The organism is Enterobacter sp. 04-C-12-SI-ECC, assembly GCF_047530715.1.
In the GTDB taxonomy this organism is placed as follows: Bacteria; Pseudomonadota; Gammaproteobacteria; order Enterobacterales; family Enterobacteriaceae; genus Enterobacter; species Enterobacter bugandensis.
The window spans coordinates 13,588-29,441 of record NZ_JBLKDI010000004.1; the positions used below are offsets into that span (position 1 = coordinate 13,588).

Below are 15,854 nucleotides of genomic sequence, written 5' to 3' on the forward strand. Positions count from 1 at the left end.
AGGGAAAAGGGAGGCAGCGTTGGGTTTTGTGCCGTCCGTGACACAAATTTCACTCCGACAGCCAGCGCAACAGCGTGTCACGGGTGATGGTTTCCACCTCATCATTCACGCCCAAAAGACGGCGTGCCGGGTACCGGGCCTCCGGGCCGTTGCGCCTCACTCGATCACGCAGACCATAATGGTGAACACGGGCGATGCGCTGGACTTTCCCATCAAACTGCACGCTGACAGAGTCCGCAGTGGCTGCGGTCTTCAGGTATTTAGTAGTGCGCAATTTGGCGAACATCTGGCGCTTGATACGCCCCTTTTTACTTCTGGCCGTCACCCGGCGCGCCTCAAAGGCGGTGCCGTCTGGATTTCGCTGCAGCCTGATGTTTTGCTGTTGCGACCGGCGCAGCTCCTGCGCCAGTTGTCGCATCATACGGTTGCGGACTGCCGGTTCCAGATTCGCCAGCAGGGCCGCCAGCCAGTCATCCACCCTCTGCAGGTCATCCACGTTTCACCGTCCACATTTCTTCGGGTACGTCGGGTTCCGGCACCGCTTCAACGCTCGATACGGTGCCGTCAGTGCTTACAATCACGCGCTCCGTGAGCTGCAGATTGAGGCTGATATCACACAGATCGTTGCTCAGGATATCGACGTCAAAGGTAAAAAGTTTTTCGCGCAGCTCCGGGTTGTTGATAGCGTCCGGTTGATTGGTCATTAACCAGAGCAATACGGGCGCCATCACTAAATTCTGGTTGCCGCTAAAGTCTTCAATCACCACATTCAGGGTGTAGCGATATTCCCATGACATTGAACTGGCGCCGGTTGCGACCAGCGAACCGTTATCAACAAAAAGGTGCAGTTTGTCCGGGCTGTCACGGACATACGCCACCGATTTATTCAGGGCGTTGCGTAAGGACTGCGGCTTGTTCACTGTCTCGCTCCTGACACGCTATGATCGTGTCCACTTTGTCGGCACATACTGCCCAGGCGGCCTCAGTCTCATCCAGCACCTGGTTCAAATCCCCATTACTGCGCGGCGCTGACCTGTCCAGGCGGCATTGCGTCACTTTTGGACAACCACTCACGGTAAGCTGCACCTCCGGCGAGGGCCGGGCGCTCCCGCAGCCGGATAATGTCAGCAGGCAAAGGAGTGTCAGCCCAGCGGCGTAAATCCTCGTTTTCACGTTTTAGCTCCTCGATCCGGCGCTGGCGACTCCGCAACAGCGAGGAAGTCTCCTCCGCTGCAGCATAAAGTTGCATCTGCGCCCGGCTGTTGGTTTCGGTAAGAATGGACAGGCTGATGAGCTGGCTGTTTTTCTTCGCCAGCTCCTGCTTGTTCTTTTTAAGCGCCCCAGCCTGCGTCCCGATGGTGTGACCGGCATTGTTAAGCCGCCATGACTGCCAGCCCAGCAATGCCAGCACCAGAGCCAGGATCACCGCCAGCGCGCGCGTCATGCCCCTACCCCTTTAAGACACCAGGCAAGCTCACGGGCGCGCCTGTTTTCCAGCCCTTTATTCCGTTGACCATTTACATAAATCCAGCGGGGGAGCTGGTTGCACGCCTGCCACCATTGCTGGCGATTGATGTAAGAAACCATTGTTGACCGGCAGATGGCCCCCGTTCCGACATTAAAACCGATACTGATCAGGGCATCGTAAACATGCTGAGGTGGCTTAACCTGCAGGCAGGCTTCAATCCTTTTTTCCGTCATCAACACGTTATTAATCAGCCCCTGCGCGGCCTGTCGCTCCGTTATGGTTTTGCCCGGTACTACCCCGGACGTATTGCCGATCCCGTCAGTCCATACCCCGGCGCTGCACTGGTATGGCTGGAGGCGACACCCTTCGAAATCAGCAATCAGTTTCAGCCCCTCGACGGAGGTATGAAGCGACTGAAAGCCCGGCAGCGTGGCGGCAATCGCCAGCACCGCGCCGACCAGGCAACGCTTAACGATTGAAGGACTCATATTCCCCCCTGGATATTCTGCCGTCCCGCAGCAGCTGGTAGGCTTTCCAGCGTAAATAACAGGTCACCGCTGCAGTAATAATCCCCAGCGCAAGACCGGTGATGGTCGACACATCTTTAAGAGACAAATCGCCGAGCCATGCCAGAAGCAGGGCAACGCAGTAAGTGATAAAGGCGCTGATTCGTTCAAGCGTCATAGTTCAGTCCCATAACTGGACAGTCTGCGCAGTGGTTGACGCCGTAATGTCCGGCAGCTCCACCTGCAGCCCGTGCGGTAAAAAGGGGCCATACTCAGCCAGCCCCGGATTCGCCTGCAGCACCTGTTCAGTGACTCCCTGCGTGCGCCCGTAATGGCGCCAGCAGAGTGCGTCCACCGTGTCATACTGATGCGCACGCACTTTCATCAAATCAGCTCCACCGTCATATGCGGCATATCGCGCAGGCGGGACTCCGCCCAGCGCACATCGCGCCACAGCTCGCCTAAGGTTGTTTCGATATCTTCAGCTTTCTTGCTTCCGTCGCCGGTTGCGTCAAAATCGCGATAGCGCTCAACCAGGTTTGCTTTTGCCCAGCAAAACACCGCACGGCGATACAGCATGAGCCGCTGGCTTTCGCCGTCGATCACATCTGCAGGGACGTCGGCCAGGCTCGCATACCCCTGCGCCCGTTGTTTCTCGCGGAACTCATAAAGATCGGCGTTAACTTCAGCAATCGCTGTCAGCAACGCCAGACGCAGGCGCGGATCGGTGACACTCCCATCCATGCGCATATCACGGCGGAACTCTGAAACCCTGACATCAGGCCAGAAACTGGTGTTTTTAATAACGTCCTGGGTACTTTCCCCGGCCTGTTCCGGCGAAACGAATTGCATATTTCTGGCACTCCCAAATAGTTGGGCGGTGGACGGGGTTTTGACGCGGCATAAAGCCTGTCGCCACCCCGTGCCGCCCCGCGCGTTGGCACGATTCGTTAAGCCGACATTGCCTGTCGCAATCGGCTTTCAAGCTTGTTGATTTCGGTTTTGACGCCAGAACTGTTATCCAGCTGCAGGGCACGCTTCAGATGGTTAAGTGCCGCCACTGCCTGATCGTTATCCCGCAGCGCGTAGCCCATCGCCTTATGAAGTCGGGCGCGGGACTGATCCGGCATATCCTGACCTTCAACGATATCGAGCACCTGGGTAAGAATGGCGGCACTGAATGATTCACCGGCAGAAAAAGCGCGCATTGCCGCGTCGGCAAACTCTTCCGCAACAGCGGTCCCGCAGGTCCGGTTGAATCGCTGCGGCAGGACCCAGCCGTGTTTAATGGCATGACGGGCAATGTCCAGCGCGCCGATATAGTCTCCGGCATCAATGCGCCAGATCATGACGTACATCGCCACGTCGTCCTGGCCTGACGCGTCAGCATCCAGTAAACCGGCAATCCATGAGGCATAAGCGGGAAGAAACTCACGTTTGAGCTGAGCCTTGCGCTCATTTGACTGGACGGTTTTAAGGCGCCTGCGGTGTTCTGTCAGCTGTAACAGCATCTGGTTGTAGCCCGTCAGGCTGGCATTACTGCCGCCCTGCCGGGCGGCATCCTGTGCCTGTACATACTGAGTGTGAGCACGGAACGGATTCATTTATCACGCTCCGGCGCCAGCACCGCCAGCTGCCTGCGCATCAAGCGCGCCTTTCACCGCTGCCGTGACGATTTCCTGGATGGTTTCAGTTGTCAGCGCTGGGCTGGCATTGCCATCTGCCTGCACGGGCAACAGTTCGATGTTCTCAACCAGGCAAACGCCGTCGTAATCTTCGACAACATACGCCTCGTTAACGGACTCGAAGTTCTCCACGCGGTCACGCTTAGGATTGTCGATGACCGAACGGCGGCGGGAGCCTGATTGCCAGTAAATAGACAGGTTATCCAGGCGGGTGATCAGCATGGCATTCGCCGGGAAGAACGGCGCACGAACGGCCGGGAGGTTGCCGATACGCTTCTGGCTGACGATGAGATCTGCCGCCAGCGCTTCGCTGTTTGGCTGGTCACGGTTGACGATCGGGAAATATTTATCCGCCAGTAACTGGCGCCCGACGATAACCACAAGCTCCGTATCTTCCTGATACCACGGCGCGATTTTCTCATTCACGGCGCCCATAACCAGTGCGTCCAGATTCAGGAAATCACCGCCTTTACCGACACGGATAGTCTGAGAAATCACCTCGCCTTCGGACACGATCTTATCCATCACCTGAACGGGTTTCTCCTGGCGGATTTTTTCCAGCCAGCCGATATTCACATCCTGCAGCAGTGGATAGGTCGCGCGGTCTGACGTTTTCTCACGCTTCACGCCGTTGAAGCCGATCATGATGCGGTCAAGCGCCTGGCGGGTAATGATGGCGTCACGGATGCGCGTCTGGAAGTCCTGGAATTTGGCCCATAAATCCAGCTTCGCATAGGGCAGCGCCGTATCAGAGTTGGTCTGGGTACACTTGTACCCTTCACCGTCGATGTAAGTCGGATCAACGGGTTCACGGTCTTTCTGGGTGGTATCAGTATTTCCGGCAATACTGGAACCAATACCCAGCCCCAGACGCTCGCCGGACTGCTCATCAACCGGGACAATGTTGATTTTCTGCAGGAACGAGGAAGACTCCTGGATTTTCGTTTCCAGCGTCTGCGCTACTGACGGCTCAGCCGTATATTTCGAAGTGATATCGATCACAGATACGCCGTTGAGTTTGGCGAGCTGCGATAGATAGCCGTTGAATTTAAAACGTGTCTCTTTTTTCATTGTGCATTTGCTCCGTCAGCAATCGGTGGTTTGTTCTGCGCCGTTATTGCCGGTCGCATTAGGGCGGCGCTCGCTGCGGCTGTCCTGAGTGGAAAGCTGCTCACGCAGGGTGGAGAGTGCGCTGGTTGTCTCATCAACAACCTTTTGCATATTGCTCAGCTTGTTGCTGAAATCGGCCTGATGGGTGCTGACCTGCTCCGCCAGCGTCTGATGCTCACGCGCGATGGTTTCAACAGCCTGATTAACATCAGCAAAGCGGGCGTTATCATCGGCGCCTTTGCGGGACAGCAGCTCTTTCACGCGGGTAAACAGGCTGGTTTTTTCCGGCACGTCCTCAAACTCGATCAGCGTTTCAAGAGCAGCGGTAAACAGGTTGTCTTTGTCCAGCTTGCGGCGCGCCAGGGGGTTATGTTCTGCGCTGGCGCTGAACTGCAGCATTTCAGTGCCGAGGCTTGCCGGATCGTCAGTAACCGCCAGACCAACCAGATAAGCGGAGCCGGTATCGGCAAAGCTGGTGTTAACTTCCATTGAGGTGAAAAGCTTCTGCCAGTTACCGGTCATGGTGACCAGATCGTCCGTCGGGGCAATCCAGCCATACAGCGCCATCTTCCCGGACAAAGCCCCTTCGGTGATTTCTTCCGCTTCCAGTTTTTCCACCATGCCAAAACGACGGAAAGGACCATCAGGGGTAAAACCCTTGATGTGTTCCATATTGATCAGCGCGGTGTATACCTGCGGGTTATAGCTCGCCGCCATCTGGGTGATCCAGTCACGTTCAATAACGCGCCCGTCAGTGGTGGCCCCTTCGACCCCAATACGAAAACGCTTAGATTTTTTTGCCATCGGTCCGGCTCCGGTTAGTTAGTTCGTAACACGTTCAGAGCCTTATGTTTGCGGTGATAGGCGCGTGTAAACAACGCGTTGGGCTTGTGCGAACTCCCACACAATGCGAAGCCGGGGAAAGTGCTGATTTGAGGCCGTATGTTTGTGCCATGACAACACTGACCCCCGCAGACCTCGATCCCCGTCGTCAGGCAATGCTGATGTACTTTCAGGGATACCGCGTAGCCCGCATTGCTGAAATGCTGGGCGAGAAAGTTGCAACCGTTCACAGCTGGAAAAAACGCGATAAGTGGGGCGAATATGGCCCACTGGATCAGATGCAGCTCACCACCGCCGCACGTTACTGCCAGCTCGTCATGAAGGAGCAGAAGGAAGGAAAGGACTTTAAAGAAATTGACCTGCTGGCGCGTCAGTCAGAACGACAGGCCAGGATCGGCAAATTTAACAACGGCGGGAATGAAGCAGACCTGAATCCCAACGTGGCGAACCGCAATAAAGGCCCGCGCAAGCCGCCGGAAAAAAACCTGTTTACCGACGAGCAGATCGAAAAGCTGGAAGAGATTTTCCGCGCCGGTATGTTCGAGTACCAGCGCCACTGGTGGGATGCTGGCATCAAGCACCGTATTCGCAATCTCTTAAAGTCACGCCAGATCGGTGCAACCTACTATTTCGCCCGTGAAGCGTTGATAGACGCGCTCACCACGGGGCGAAATCAAATCTTTCTGTCAGCGAGTAAAGCTCAGGCGCACGTTTTTAAACAGTACATCATCGACTTTGCAAAAGAGGTGGACGTTGAACTGAAAGGCGATCCCATGGTGCTGCCTAACGGCGCGTGTCTTTACTTCCTCGGTACAAATGCCCGTACCGCGCAGAGCTATCACGGCAATCTGTATCTTGATGAGTATTTCTGGATACCGAAATTCCAGGAGCTGCGCAAGGTGGCCTCCGGTATGGCGCTGCACAAAAAATGGCGCCAGACCTATTTCTCTACACCTTCCAGCCTGACGCACAGCGCCTACCCGTTCTGGTCTGGCGCCCTGTTCAATAAAGGGCGCCCGAAAGCCGACAGGGTAGAATTTGACCTTTCTCACAGTAGCCTGGCTCACGGCGTTTTATGCCCTGACGGCCAGTACCGCCAGATAGTCACCATTGAGGATGCCGTAAACGGCGGGTGTAACCTTTTCGACCTGGACCAGCTGCGCCTGGAGTACAGCCCGGACGAATACAACAACCTGCTGATGTGTCAGTTTGTTGACGACCTGGCGTCCGTGTTCCCGCTGGCGTTGCTGCAGTCCTGCATGGTTGACAGCTGGGATGTGTGGGACGATTTCGAACCGCTTTTACTGCGGCCGTTTGCATACCACCCGGTCTGGATCGGCTATGACCCGGCAAAAGGAACGCAGAACGGTGACAGCGCCGGTTGCGTTGTCATTGCGCCTCCCGTCGTCCCCGGCGGTAAATTCCGTATCCTTGAGCGTCACCAGTGGCGAGGGATGGACTTTCGCGCCCAGGCCTCAGCGATTGAGGAAATCACCAGACGCTACAACGTGACCTACATCGGCATTGATTCGACCGGCGTTGGCGATGGCGTTTACAAAACGGTTAAGCAGTTCTTCCCTGCCGCGCGTGAGTTTGTCTACAACCCGACCGTTAAAAATGCCCTGGTGCTTAAAGCCTACGACATCATCAGCGGGCGCCGTCTGGAGTTTGACGCGGGGATGTTGGATATCGCGCAGTCCTTTATGTCCATTCGACGTTCAACCACCGCCAGCGGCAACCGGCCAACCTACGAAGCAGCCCGCACAGAGGAAGCCAGCCACGCGGATTTAGCCTGGGCAACCATGCACGCACTTTATAACGAACCACTGGCAGGAGCTTCCGCCAGTACCAGCAACATCGTGGAGATTTTTTAATGGCTAACCGCAAAAACCGCAGCAAGGCACCGCGCGGCCAGACCGCCACCGATACGGCCAACATGGTCAGTAATGCACATGCGGAGGCGTTTACGTTTGGCGATCCGATCCCCGTGATGGACCGCCGGGAGTTATTTGATTACCTGGAGTGCGTTCAGGTAGACCGCTGGTACGAACCACCGATCAGCATGGATGGCCTGGCGCGAACTTACCGCGCCGCCGTGCATCATTCCAGCGCTATTCAGGTAAAACGCAATATTCTTACCAGTACCTTCATCCCTCACCGCTGGCTGTCTAAACAAGCCTTTTCCCGGTTCGCCCAGGACTTTCTGGTATTCGGTAATGCCTACCTTGAAAAACGCATGAACCGGTTAGGGCAGATCATGGAGCTGCGCGCCTCGCTTGCCAAATATACCCGTCGCGGCATTGACCCGGACACCTACTGGTTTGCACAGTATGGCCACAACTCACAGCCCTATCAGTTCGATGAGGGAAGCGTGTTTCACCTGATGGAACCCGACGTTAACCAGGAGCTTTACGGGATGCCGGAATACCTCTCCGCCATTCCCTCTGCCCTGCTGAATGAATCGGCCACGCTGTTTCGCCGTAAGTATTACCTAAACGGTAGCCATGCTGGTTTTATCATGTACATGAGCGACCCCGCCGCCGATCAGAAAGACGTGGACAACATACGCGAAGCGCTGAAAAAATCGAAAGGGCCAGGCAACTTCCGCAACCTGTTTATGTACAGCCCGAACGGCAAGAAAGACGGCATTCAGATCATCCCGCTGTCAGAAGTCGCAGCGAAAGATGAGTTTCTTAACATCAAGAATGTGAGCCGTGATGACATGCTGGCAGCTCACCGCGTGCCGCCGCAGCTGATGGGGATTATTCCAACGAATACCGGCGGGTTTGGCGATGTGGAAAAAGCGGCGCGCGTTTTCGTTCGCAACGAACTTACCCCCCTGCAGGGCCGTATCACAGAAGTTAACGAGTGGCTGGGTGATGAGGTGATACGCTTTGACCCCTACCTGACCGATGAAGACTGACGCTCAGCCGACCAACCTTTAATATTAACCGCCCTTCTCCGGGCGGTTTTTTTATTCCCTTACGCCCTGCCCCACCATCAGAGCGCCTCAGCGCCTCGCTGAGCGCTCCTACACTTTCGCCACCTGGCAGCTCACGACGAAACGCAGCGCCTCACCACGACGCAGGCGCGCACGACCAGCCACAAAAAATGACCATGCCCGCCAGACATTGAGGCCCCAAAACCGCGATTAACCCCAAAACCGCGCGCTCGTATCCCCGCCACGCCTGCCCGCTTTGTGTAGCGGTTTTCATGCACCTGCATGACATAAGCAAAAGCCCGCCATTCCTGGCGGGCCTCAGCAAAAACGATCCTCAAACGATCATGCGGATTCATGCAGCATAGTCATGCACTACCCTGCTCTGCGTCGCCAGTAGGCCTTCTCCTGCGTGTTGATGGCTTTTTACCACCCAACTTGCGGCAGTCTTTCCGGTCGCGCGCTTCGTCTTCTTTAAATTTGTTATACGTTTCAGTGTCAAAAAACGAGATAGTTTCAACTTCATCTTTAGGGATCAACACACGGAAATCCTGAATATTCAGGCGCGACATTCCACTAATGACGCCGCTTTCAAGATAGTGCTGATGGTAGTTTGTCGTGATATTTATCGTTAGGTCGTCTTTGTCACGATATCCGCTCAGCATGGGGAGAATTTCAAGGTGTTCCGACAATCCATTTTCCAGCGCCGGACAAGTCACCAGCCCTACATAGATTTTGCGTGATGAAAGTGTAGCGATGATAGGGAATTGACGCGCTGATGCTTCCATGAGTAGTGACTCAAAGGCATTGTTTCCCACAGCCTTTGCCAGTGCATCCCAACGGCGATCACCCTTCGAAGTACGCCGTTTGTTTAGCCAACCGAACAGGGCCGCCAGAACTATTGAAATCACAACCCACGCGATCTGCTTAATTTCATTGATGCGCTGCGGCTTATCCGTTGTGGTGGATAACATCCCGTTAAAGCTGTCTGGAGTCAGATTCAGCGCATTGGAAAGCCAGCGAAACCCACCACTGATGTTAAGAGCAAATGTAAGAAAGCCGCCAGCGAGGAAAAAGACAATTCCCCATGCAGCCACAAAAAAATAAGCGTCCCAGCCATTGGAACGCTTATATCTATAGCGTGTTGAAAGTGATAGGTTTACATATATAAAACCACTAACCAAAATCACTGCTAAAAGTAATGTTGCCATTATCGGGTTCTGTAATAATGTTTTGCTTTGACAGTGCTCGTTTTGATCCCTTCAAGCTTATCCATCTGATCTCTGATGGCTTTCATAGCTTCTTCGTTGGACAAATCTACGGACACAAAACCATCTTTACTCAGATTGAGCTTGTCCTGGTTCTCTTTCAGAACCCGTGCCAAACGTTCAACTGGATTACCCAGCCTCAATGCGGCGATACTTGACATAACCCCTCCTTCTTATATGGCGCGGAAGTGTACACTTCGTCACCAGCAACCACAACAGCAAATTCCTTATAACTAAGACAACCGTTTTAACTGTTGGTTGCGTTACTTAACTTAAGTTCATTGCCCCTAATCGCGCAAGATGTTTCTGCCTTAACCCGCTGCATTTAGCATATATAGTGCCTCTTATGAGAAGTAGGCACTAACCAAGACAATTTCTAACGCCTCGCGTGGCTCGTTGTTCAACCTTGCGGACGGTAAAAACCAGTTTTATCGTCCGCAACGTTCGCTAATGTAACCAGCTGTCGTCCTCCCAGACCTGCTGCATTATTTCCATCACTCGCTTTTTGTCTTCATCTAGCTTTAACCCGCTCAGCTCAACGCCATTGGCGCTGCCCTTACGGATACGAATTGCTGTTTTGGGATACAGAGGGCGCAAATTACGGTAAAGCTCGGATTCAAGGGCGTCCAGTGTAGCCTGGCTTATCTTCTGCTCTTTATCGATCATTATTTCAATGCGCATAAAGCCCCCTTAGTTGATAACGTCCATCGCCTGGCCGTAATCATGGTTCCGAATTTTCGCCATCAGCTCGTCCGTCAGTTCCGACACCCACTGGATCGCAAGGCGTTTCTCTTCTTCGCTGCACTCACTAGCCGCTACAAGCTTGATAAAGAAATCAATACGCTGGAGTTTCAACGACTCCAAAAGATAGTCCTGCATTTTCCCTCCTATCCTCACTACGGGATAAACCAACCAGCATCCCCAGGAAGAGATGCTGATAACTGTATGCATATCCACTGTTTATATATACAGTATAGGAGGATTTCGGGGTTGTAAAATATTTTTTATCAATCAATCAGATGAGTCTGTTTGCTGAGGTTAATCATTAACTTCACTCAGCGCCGTCATTATTGCCAGTCGCTCGGCATGGGGCAAAGCTGCGAACTTTTCGCGCCAGCGCTTCGCCTTGCGTTTGATGCGCTCCCTGTCGTTGTAATCCTTACCCGCAAAAGTGTGCGAGTAGGCTCTCCCCTCCGGGTAATTCATCCAGATTTTCTCTGTGCGCACGCCGCCGCGTGTCATGGCCTGAAATTCTTTCTGGCGCCAGCCCGTTAACAGTTCGTCATAAAGCGCTGATGGGTAGCCGGACAAAATCACACTGGCATTTTTTGGCAGGCTTTTAAGGCAGGCCAGCAGCCGCTCATGATCGGCAACCGTATATTCATTGCGATAACGCGCGGCACTGGTGCGCGTTTCATGCAGATAGGGAGGGTCTGCGTAAACCAGCACACGACCGGCGGAGGAAAAATCGAAGTCCCTTAAAAACTGCACCGCATCGGCAACATCGATAAAAAGGCTATCGCCCACGGTATCAAGGAAATCAGCATTGCCCTGGCAGAACGCCTCAACCGTCAGGGGATCAATATCAATGCCCCAATTGCGGCGGGCCGGTGGCTTACGCAACATGACAGCGCCACCGCCCAGGTGCGTCTCAATGTAGGTATCATGCGGCGGCATTTCCGCAATAATCTTTTGAAAAACACCGCTTGCGGCCTTGCTTCCCAGATAGGTCATTTCTTTTTTCCTCAACTCCTGATTTCGTTTTAATTCACCTGCAGCACAGTCGAAAATGACGTTACTCGATGAATGGCCAGCACTGTCATTTCTGACGGTGAATGACGGAACGCGGTACCACACCGTCAGACCTGACCATGTTGATCACGGGCTATTCACGCGCTGAAAATGCACGCTTCATTCGGTTCAAAAGGTCATCCGCCTGCTGTTTAATCTCCACAATCTGGGACGCCAGACGTTGAACACCTGCAGCAGTACGGTTTCGGACAGTAAGGCGCCCTTCTTCAACCGTTAACACCTGATCGCCAATGGCAACCACCGCGCCAGAAATCAACGAACGGACCATTCCGGCACTGGCATCCACACCACGCAGAGACAGCAGCTCACTAATTTGCTTTTCCTGCTCCGTCATAGGGCTGGCTTTTGGCCTCACTTTGACGCGCTTGTTAGTTACCCTTGCCGCGTCGCTCAGCCGCTGCGCTATCACCCGTTTTTCTTTCCGGGATAAAGAGCCAATATCCGCCCAGCTGGCACAGTCATTCATGACCGTGCCGCCAGGATCGGCGTGTTTTTCAACCTCCCGCGGCTCCCGCGTACAGTTATTGACAGAACTCCGAGGGGCGGCGGGGCCGCCTGAAAAATCAAGGTCAAAACCGGAAACGCCGTCGGCCTGACGTTTCGGCACAATTTTGTATTTGGTAGTGCGCGTATGAATCAGCGATTCCGGCCCACGGATCGGAGAGTAAACGCCGGAAATTTTGGAGACGTCATCCCCGTAAAGGTTGCCGTTTTCGGTGACTTCATAGCTGAGGCGCACGCGCAGGAGATCACGGGAAACCAGCGGGCCACCCTGAGCACTCACGTACAAATCCCACGCGCTGCTGTCAGCGGCCTGGCGCACTGGCTCAATTTCGGGGTGCAGGACCAGCTCACGATCACCGAGGCGGCGCAATTCACGCCACACTGTTACCGGTGCGCCGCCTATCTGCTGGAACTGACGGATCGCCCAGCGAGACGCCCAGGCACTTACGCGGCGCGCCATCTCTTTCAGAGGCTTGCCGGTTTCATCATCCAGATCGTCATCAAGCTGATAGCCATCAATATTTTTTGAAATGTATTTGGCGATATAGCCCGTAGCGCTGCCCTTCTCTTTCTCGATGGGTTTCATTTCGAAGCGGTTTTCAGCGGCGCCAGGCTCATTCCCATCCTCACGCATGGCGTGCTTACGAAAGATTGTTGTTGCTGGTTCGATATGCTCCGGGCGCATGAAAAGCAGGAGGTGCCAGTGCGGGGTTTCGTCGTGGTGAGGCTCAACAACGCGAAAGCCAAACACGCGAATACCATTGCGCAGCCAGGCCGCACGCGTGCGCGCCCATACTTTGCAAAGATATTTCTGCGTTTCACGCGGTGACGCGCCGCTGTATTTGTTGTTCCGGCGCCCGTCGTACTGCATTGAGTGGTATTTGGATGGAGCGGTAAGCGTGAAGAACGCCCCGGCCAGCCCGGCCTCATTCGCTAAATCTTCGAACCCACGCATGCGCGCCATCAGTTCACGGCGTCGGTTGGCTGGGTTGGCAACGCTGCCGGCCACTTTATCAATCAGCGATACGCGCTCTCCGGTGTCCTCATCTTCCAGCTCCATCGCTTTCAGAAATTCGCGGTTGGCTTTCTTTTGCGCCGTCCATTCCTGCAAACATGGGTCACTGCAGTACGGTGCGGATTTTTTGTGTACATATCCGGCCGCAACCATCAGATGCTCACGCCAGCGAGCATGCATACGGCGCAGACGATTAAGCCACCACTGCGGAGACTGCAGGCGGGCAACTGCTTTCAGTGCGTCTTCCGCCTCCAGCTCTTCTTTGCAGTAGGCCGTCCAGCACGGGACCGACGTTTTGAGGTGATTGGCAAGAAACCCCATGCGGCCATAACCTGACAGGGTGGCGAAATGGGGATCGGACGCGCGGGCCATCTGGAAATCAAACTCGCGGTTAAACTCGCTACCCAACAGGTCAGCAAGGTTATGCGCCAGCCGTTTCAGCTCTCTTTTGCCAGCCCAAAGCAGGCGCCAGAATTGTTCACGCAGAGGCAACAAAGCCGCAGGCATAACCCCCTGCGGCAGATACTGCTCGTTGACCTGATCTATACGACTCAGAACGAATCGTTCAAAGGTATTGATTAGCCAGGCATCAGCCGCTTGTTTGCCTTTACGGTCTACCTGTTCAAGTTTTTGAGCATACATACGACGGACAAAATGAGGCAGCGAAGCCAGGCGACGACGAACCGCCCGGCCCCGGTCTGGTGCTTCATCCGTTTCTGCCAGTTCGGCAATCGACAAACGCTTGCGATTGCCGTCCGGCGTCAGATACATGATCCCCGGCGCCGCATCGGCTTGCTTAAAACCACCGATTGCAGGGCGCGGGGCATTCCATGCGTAGGGAAAAACTGCATCAGTCATTCATCAATCTCAACGCTGATGAATGCTTCCTCACCCAAACCTTCTGGGTTTCGGTTTATAGAAATCACCGTAAAAATTCCGGTTTCGCGGTCGAAACGTATAACAGCCGAAACAGCGATTTCTTCCCCGTTGGCCGGGTCATATGCAGTGATGAGCAGCGCATCTTTTTTCATGCCCTGGCCTCCACAGATGAGTCATGGGCAGACAGGAGGGCATCAACAGCGACTCTTGATGGTTTTGATACGGCGATGATTTCCACGGCAGACTTAGCATCACCAGCAGCAACCCCCATGCTGCGTTTTGCTGTGAGGCGTTTATGAGTGAAATCCCGGTAAAGTGAACGAGTAAGAAAAGTGTCGCTGTTTGAAACAATGACCGGATGGCCCTCAGATGAGCGGCGTTCAAGAATAGACGCCAAATGATACTGATCATCCTCAGTAAACCCGGCGGTATGATAATCAGTGAAAGTACCGTCATAAGGCGGGTCGCAATAAACAACATCGCCAGGCACCAATAAGGCCAACGTTTCGTCGTAGCTGGCACAAATGAACGTTGCGCGAATGGCTTTCTCTGCAAAAGCGCGGATTTCACTTTCCGGGAAATAAGGATTTTTATAATTACCGTAAGGGACGTTAAACACCCCCTTTTTGTTATAACGGCAAAGCCCACGGTAACAGTGACGATTTAAGAATAAAAAAAGCGGCGCGCGCCATTCAGGGTCTTTATCGTAATTGAATGAATCACGGCTATCATAATAACCATCTTCACTATTAAAGACTTTAAACAGATGTTTGGCACGCTCAATAAAAGCAGATGCGTCTGTTGCTATGTCACGATATAGATTTATTAAATCAGGGTTGATATCCGCGACAAGATAATGAGGATAGTCTGTTGCCATCATCACAGCACAGGAACCCGCGAAAGGTTCAACCAATCGCGGGCCAGCTGGGAGGTGCTTTTTCAGTTCGGGCATGATGGCGGTTTTGTTTCCCGCCCATTTCAGGATAGTGCTCATTTGACACTCCCTGTGAATAAGTGAACCAGCGCTTCTACGGTTGTGAACGGGCGAATTGATAGCATCACCCAACTACCCGGAATCCAGTTTCCCGGCATAGGAAGAACGTCATTTACTGGCAGAATATGGGTAATAACTGCAGCGCATTCTCTGCCGGTATATTTGCCGTCGTGGTCCCATTCGCACAAAGAAAGAAGGTCACCGACTTTATAGCCCCGATCATCCTTCCTAAGCTCTGCACGTTTTTCGCCTGCAACAACGGCATTGAAATAGGCCGGAGCGATTTTTACCTGGTGAACGCGCGTAGTCATAACGCACCTCCGTTGTAGTGTTTGCTTTTTAGCTCTGCGATTTCCTGACAGGTCACACAGCACTGCACGCCTGGAATAGCGCGGCGGCGAGCTGGCGGGATCGGAGCATCACACACCGCACAGAGGACACGGGAAACGCCCGGCACTTTTGCGCGGGCATTGTTGATATGGCGCTCACGATCTTCCTGTTCGCGCTGCTGGGCGAGGTCCATTGAATCAGCCATTAATGCAGCTCCTGCGCTTCGTTCTGGATGCGTACCGCTTCAACGCGAAGCAGTTCGGCCGCCTCGATATGGCTCAACTGACGGGAAACGATGCGCACGGCCAGACTATCCAGACGAGCCGCCATTGCATCAGCACGGCAACGGCGCTCATCCAGGCGCGTTTCATTTAACAAAGCGAACAGGCCAGCATCGTCTGGGCCTGTTTTCGTTGAGTGGGTTTTAATATTTTTCATATTCATTTCCTCAAAATTCGGGCAAAAAAATGCCCGGCGGGTTTACGCCATAAAAAACGGGTTA

General features: G+C 53.9%; 24 protein-coding genes. 2 read left to right on the plus strand and 22 right to left on the minus strand.

The annotated features are described in order from the left end of the window. Positions 1–49: 49 nt before the first annotated feature. The 11 genes from ACMWL8_RS08395 to ACMWL8_RS08445 all read right to left on the minus strand — a co-directional run bounded on the left by ACMWL8_RS08395 (position 50) and on the right by ACMWL8_RS08445 (position 5,573). Entirely contained in the window at positions 50–496 is a 447-nt protein-coding gene (locus tag ACMWL8_RS08395; RefSeq protein ID WP_045261382.1) for a phage virion morphogenesis protein, read from the minus strand. Continuing rightward, positions 489–920: a phage tail protein gene (locus ACMWL8_RS08400; protein ID WP_045261383.1), complete on the minus strand. Its 432-nt coding sequence runs from the start codon at positions 918–920 to the stop codon at positions 489–491. The genes ACMWL8_RS08395 and ACMWL8_RS08400 overlap by 8 nt, the downstream gene beginning before the upstream one ends. Beyond that, the gene (lysC, locus tag ACMWL8_RS08405; RefSeq protein WP_223195361.1) at positions 883–1,131 is read right to left on the minus strand and encodes an Rz1-like lysis system protein LysC; all 249 of its coding nucleotides are present in this window, start codon (positions 1,129–1,131) and stop codon (positions 883–885) included. The genes ACMWL8_RS08400 and lysC overlap by 38 nt, the downstream gene beginning before the upstream one ends. Next, positions 1,016–1,444 carry an Rz-like lysis system protein LysB gene (lysB, locus tag ACMWL8_RS08410; RefSeq protein ID WP_045261384.1) on the minus strand — a complete coding sequence of 143 codons (429 nt, stop codon included), beginning with the start codon at positions 1,442–1,444 and terminating at the stop codon, positions 1,016–1,018. The genes lysC and lysB overlap by 116 nt, the downstream gene beginning before the upstream one ends. Next, complete coding sequence (locus ACMWL8_RS08415) at positions 1,441–1,956, minus strand: lysozyme (RefSeq protein WP_045261385.1); 516 nt, start codon at positions 1,954–1,956, stop codon at positions 1,441–1,443. Before ACMWL8_RS08415 ends, lysB begins: the two co-directional genes overlap by 4 nt. Further along, a complete protein-coding gene (locus tag ACMWL8_RS08420) occupies positions 1,937–2,152 on the minus strand; it encodes a hypothetical protein (RefSeq protein WP_014884902.1) in 216 nt (71 codons plus the stop codon). The genes ACMWL8_RS08415 and ACMWL8_RS08420 overlap by 20 nt, the downstream gene beginning before the upstream one ends. Before the next feature lie 3 nt (positions 2,153–2,155). Next, positions 2,156–2,359: a tail protein X gene (locus tag ACMWL8_RS08425; protein ID WP_000868184.1), complete on the minus strand. Its 204-nt coding sequence runs from the start codon at positions 2,357–2,359 to the stop codon at positions 2,156–2,158. After that, positions 2,359–2,826, minus strand: coding sequence for a head completion/stabilization protein (locus ACMWL8_RS08430; RefSeq protein WP_014884903.1), 468 nt, complete (start codon positions 2,824–2,826; stop codon positions 2,359–2,361). The genes ACMWL8_RS08425 and ACMWL8_RS08430 overlap by 1 nt, the downstream gene beginning before the upstream one ends. Before the next feature lie 98 nt (positions 2,827–2,924). Continuing rightward, positions 2,925–3,578, minus strand: coding sequence for a phage terminase small subunit (gene gpM, locus ACMWL8_RS08435; protein ID WP_045261386.1), 654 nt, complete (start codon positions 3,576–3,578; stop codon positions 2,925–2,927). A 3-nt stretch (positions 3,579–3,581) separates the two neighbouring features. Continuing rightward, positions 3,582–4,730: a phage major capsid protein, P2 family gene (locus ACMWL8_RS08440; RefSeq protein WP_045261387.1), complete on the minus strand. Its 1,149-nt coding sequence runs from the start codon at positions 4,728–4,730 to the stop codon at positions 3,582–3,584. Between the two features lie 15 nt (positions 4,731–4,745). Further along, positions 4,746–5,573, minus strand: coding sequence for a GPO family capsid scaffolding protein (locus ACMWL8_RS08445; protein WP_045261388.1), 828 nt, complete (start codon positions 5,571–5,573; stop codon positions 4,746–4,748). Positions 5,574–5,722: 149 nt separating this feature from the next. Here ACMWL8_RS08445 and ACMWL8_RS08450 point away from each other — a divergent pair, with 149 nt between their 5' ends. Both ACMWL8_RS08450 and ACMWL8_RS08455 read left to right on the plus strand, forming a co-directional pair. Further along, positions 5,723–7,486 (plus strand): terminase ATPase subunit family protein, encoded by a 1,764-nt coding sequence (locus tag ACMWL8_RS08450; protein ID WP_017382378.1) that lies wholly within the window; start codon positions 5,723–5,725, stop codon positions 7,484–7,486. After that, on the plus strand, positions 7,486–8,535 hold the full coding sequence (locus tag ACMWL8_RS08455; protein WP_150312756.1) for a phage portal protein: 1,050 nt from the start codon (positions 7,486–7,488) through the stop codon (positions 8,533–8,535). Before ACMWL8_RS08450 ends, ACMWL8_RS08455 begins: the two co-directional genes overlap by 1 nt. Positions 8,536–8,918: 383 nt before the next feature. On the opposite strand, the gene ACMWL8_RS08460 is transcribed toward ACMWL8_RS08455, so the two are convergent. From ACMWL8_RS08460 to ACMWL8_RS08510, 11 genes are all read right to left on the minus strand, one after another. Next, a complete protein-coding gene (locus ACMWL8_RS08460; protein ID WP_045260153.1) occupies positions 8,919–9,761 on the minus strand; it encodes a hypothetical protein in 843 nt (280 codons plus the stop codon). Further along, entirely contained in the window at positions 9,761–9,979 is a 219-nt protein-coding gene (locus ACMWL8_RS08465) for a hypothetical protein (protein ID WP_032706396.1), read from the minus strand. The genes ACMWL8_RS08460 and ACMWL8_RS08465 overlap by 1 nt, the downstream gene beginning before the upstream one ends. Before the next feature lie 286 nt (positions 9,980–10,265). Beyond that, complete coding sequence (locus tag ACMWL8_RS08470) at positions 10,266–10,499, minus strand: DinI family protein (protein ID WP_001217561.1); 234 nt, start codon at positions 10,497–10,499, stop codon at positions 10,266–10,268. Between the two features lie 9 nt (positions 10,500–10,508). Further along, positions 10,509–10,697 carry a hypothetical protein gene (locus ACMWL8_RS08475; protein WP_014884914.1) on the minus strand — a complete coding sequence of 63 codons (189 nt, stop codon included), beginning with the start codon at positions 10,695–10,697 and terminating at the stop codon, positions 10,509–10,511. 159 nt (positions 10,698–10,856) lie between these two features. Then, positions 10,857–11,552: a DNA adenine methylase gene (locus ACMWL8_RS08480; RefSeq protein WP_045260152.1), complete on the minus strand. Its 696-nt coding sequence runs from the start codon at positions 11,550–11,552 to the stop codon at positions 10,857–10,859. A 151-nt stretch (positions 11,553–11,703) separates the two neighbouring features. After that, positions 11,704–14,007 carry a replication endonuclease gene (locus ACMWL8_RS08485; RefSeq protein ID WP_045260151.1) on the minus strand — a complete coding sequence of 768 codons (2,304 nt, stop codon included), beginning with the start codon at positions 14,005–14,007 and terminating at the stop codon, positions 11,704–11,706. Then, positions 14,004–14,180, minus strand: a complete 177-nt coding sequence (locus tag ACMWL8_RS08490; protein WP_157843451.1) for a hypothetical protein — start codon at positions 14,178–14,180, stop codon at positions 14,004–14,006. Before ACMWL8_RS08490 ends, ACMWL8_RS08485 begins: the two co-directional genes overlap by 4 nt. Beyond that, complete coding sequence (locus ACMWL8_RS08495; RefSeq protein WP_045260150.1) at positions 14,177–15,022, minus strand: DNA adenine methylase; 846 nt, start codon at positions 15,020–15,022, stop codon at positions 14,177–14,179. Before ACMWL8_RS08495 ends, ACMWL8_RS08490 begins: the two co-directional genes overlap by 4 nt. Then, positions 15,019–15,333 carry a DUF3850 domain-containing protein gene (locus ACMWL8_RS08500; RefSeq protein WP_045260149.1) on the minus strand — a complete coding sequence of 105 codons (315 nt, stop codon included), beginning with the start codon at positions 15,331–15,333 and terminating at the stop codon, positions 15,019–15,021. Before ACMWL8_RS08500 ends, ACMWL8_RS08495 begins: the two co-directional genes overlap by 4 nt. After that, positions 15,330–15,557: a TraR/DksA family transcriptional regulator gene (locus ACMWL8_RS08505; RefSeq protein ID WP_045260148.1), complete on the minus strand. Its 228-nt coding sequence runs from the start codon at positions 15,555–15,557 to the stop codon at positions 15,330–15,332. The genes ACMWL8_RS08500 and ACMWL8_RS08505 overlap by 4 nt, the downstream gene beginning before the upstream one ends. Further along, positions 15,557–15,790 (minus strand): DUF2732 family protein, encoded by a 234-nt coding sequence (locus ACMWL8_RS08510; protein ID WP_045260147.1) that lies wholly within the window; start codon positions 15,788–15,790, stop codon positions 15,557–15,559. The genes ACMWL8_RS08505 and ACMWL8_RS08510 overlap by 1 nt, the downstream gene beginning before the upstream one ends. Positions 15,791–15,854: the final 64 nt, after the last annotated feature.